At 62.1% G+C, this 2,161-nt stretch carries 2 protein-coding genes; both read right to left on the bottom strand.

All coding sequences use genetic code 11. The features are described from left to right. A partial coding sequence (locus tag AC1DEY_RS22985; protein WP_476870016.1) for a flavin reductase family protein occupies positions 1-397 on the bottom strand: 397 nt, incomplete at its 3' end. A gap of 222 nt (positions 398-619) precedes the next feature. Next, a complete protein-coding gene (locus tag AC1DEY_RS22980; RefSeq protein WP_476870015.1) occupies positions 620-1,789 on the bottom strand; it encodes a thiolase family protein in 1,170 nt (389 codons plus the stop codon). Between the last annotated feature and the right edge of the window lie 372 nt (positions 1,790-2,161).

The following is a 2,161-nucleotide window of genomic DNA, read 5'->3' as shown; positions in this document are numbered from 1 at the left end:
CGATAGGGGCGTCTTTGATCCTGGGTGCTGTCACGGCCTGCGAAGCCTCTTTTTCGAGCCCCACCGCCTCAAACTCGTCGATTCCCGAGGGGAATTCGAAGGCGGAGGAGTGCAGGGCGTGAGCCTGCGGAAGTGTGGCCACGTTGACCACAAAGTTGCCCGTTTCGCGAATGTTGACGAACGTGTCCTTGAGTGTTCTGCCGTCTGAGCGTGGCTGCAGCGAGATGGACACCATGGGCGGCTTTCGTCCCACCGCCGTGAAGAAGGAGATGGGCGCAAGATTGGCCACGCCCTCTTCGGAGATGGTGCTCACCCAAGCGATGGCCCGGGGAATGATGCTCCCGATGAGGAGTTTGTAGGAGCCTGCGGCGTCGAGATCCGCGCTATTGATGATCATTGAGGGCCTGTATTTTTCCCTGTGAGTGTTTGGGGGGCGTTCCCAGGCGGGAACGCGACCTGGGGCTGCATCGGCGCGGCCTGCGGTGGTGGAAGTGTTTGAGCTTTTGTGGGAATCAGCTGAAGTAAGCGTACCTATTTTACTTATTTCATTCAAGAGGGCTGATTCAGAATTCGCGAACGCGTCTCAAGATGGTGCTGCCGGCGGGGCAGGGACTTCGACTTAGCGTTCCAGGACAACGGCGAGGCCTTGTCCCACTCCGATGCAAATTGCGGCAACTCCAACGCCTCCCCCGCGGCGTTTCAGCTCCCGCGCCAGATGGATCAGGATGCGGGAGCCGGACGCGCCCAGCGGGTGTCCCAGGGCCAGCGCGCCCCCGTGGATATTCACCTTCTCCGGATCCAGATCGGGCCACAGCCGCAGGCACGCCAGGCTTTGGGCCGCAAACGCTTCGTTGAGCTCCACGACGTCGACGTCCGCCCAGGTCTTGCCTGCCCGGGCAAGTGCCTGGTTGGCGGCCTCCACGGGCGCGATGCCGAAAATGTTTGGGTCGTTGCCGGCCACCCCGCGGGAAACGATGCGTGCCAGGGGTTCCGTTTCCAGGGCGCCCTCCCGGCCGATGAGCATGGCTGCTGCCCCGTCATTGAGCGGAGATGAATTGCCTGCAGTGACTGAACCGCGGTCACGGAATGCCGGAGCCAGACCGGCTAAGGCCTCCCCCGAGGTGGTGGGCCGGACACCCTCGTCGGTGAGGAGCTGTGAATCCGGATGGGGCACCACTTCGTCGTCGTAGATGCCCTCGGACCAGGCCTTCGCGGCCAGCCGGTGGCTGCGAACGGCAAACTGGTCTTGTTCTGTCCTTGAGATGTCGAACTTGTCGGCGAGGTTTTCTGCCGTTTCGCCATTGGAGATGGTCCAGGCCTGGTTCATCCTGGGGTTAACCATGCGCCAGCCCAGCGTTGAACTGTGGAGAGTTTCAGGGCCGGCGGGATACGCCCGTTCGGGTTTTGCCAGGATCCAGGGCGCCCTGCTCATCGATTCGACGCCGCCCGCAACAATCAGGTCGGCATCGCCGGTTTCCACGGCCCGGCTCGCCTGGATGGCAGCCTCGAGGCCGGAACCGCACAGCCGATTGACCGTGACGCCAGGCACCGACGTGGGAAGCCCGGCGAGCAGCGCAGACATTCGCGCCACATTGCGGTTATCTTCTCCCGCGCCGTTCGCGTTGCCCAGAATCACCTCATCAATCCTGTGTGTTTCCAGCCCCGGTTGCCTGTCCACCACCTCGCGGATCACATGGGAGGCCAAATCATCGGGGCGGATGCCCGCCAATGACTTCCCGAATTTTCCGAAGGGGGTACGGATCCCGTCGTAGATGAAACTGCCTGCCATCGTTTTGCCTTTCGTCGTGCATCGGTGAAGAAATCTGGAATGGGGGGCTGGCCTGGGGCCGTGAAAGGAGCATACGCCAAAAAACCGTTGCGTGACATAGCCTAACAATGTACGCTTATTTCACATCCTGCACCGGCAAAGGGTCGGGCTTCCCGCTGGAAGCCAGGGCGCAGGTCCTTCAACCGCCACGCAACTGATTAATCACAAGATTCCCCGCGGCGCGCGGCGTGGCTCCCGCGGTTTTCGCGCTTACCCGGCCACAAGCGCCGGAGAGAAAAGAGAGACTCATGGCAGAACGACTGGATGTTGAATTCACCGCCGAGGGGGGCATCAAGCTCCGTGCTTGGCTCTACCTCCCGGATGGGCCAGGGC

This window comes from Arthrobacter sp. 05T47, assembly GCF_056395825.1.
This window is presented reverse-complemented; position numbering and strand designations above follow the sequence as displayed.